Source organism: Mycobacterium sp. ABE4_509 (assembly GCF_056160785.1).
Genome location: NZ_JBSWXU010000346.1, coordinates 1 through 468 on the forward strand (window position 1 = coordinate 1; position 468 = coordinate 468).

General features: G+C 74.8%; 1 pseudogene. It reads right to left on the bottom strand.

Annotated features, from left to right (window positions below):
• Positions 1-468, bottom strand: a pseudogene (locus tag ACXAID_RS28410) (protoporphyrinogen oxidase); the annotation flags it as partial.

Below are 468 nucleotides of genomic sequence, written 5' to 3' on the forward strand. Positions count from 1 at the left end.
GCCCTGGTGGCCGCCGCCACGCACGCCGGCACGCCGATGCCGTCGAGGTAGGCCCCGGCCACCGCCAGCGCCGGCGGGAGCCCGGCCCGGATCTCGCCGGCCAGATCGGCATGCCCCGGACCGTACTGGGGCATCGCATCGATCCAGCGCACCACCCGGGCATCCACCGGATCCACGCTGATCCCGAACAGTGTCGCCAGGTCGTCGGCCGACCAGGACAACAGCTCCTCGTCGGAGGTGCTGCGCGCGATCTCGTCGCCGAACCGGCCATAGGACAGGCGGACCAGTTCCACGTTGGCGCGGCGCCCCCACTTGCGCGAGGACAGCGTCACCGCCTTGGCGTGCGACCCGGTGCGACCGGCGACGAGGACACCGGACTGCTCGGGAAGCGGGGTGCCGCCCGGCAACGCGAGGGCCACCACGGCCGCCGAGGCGACCGGGATCTTCGCCGCGGCCGCCGCGCTGCGC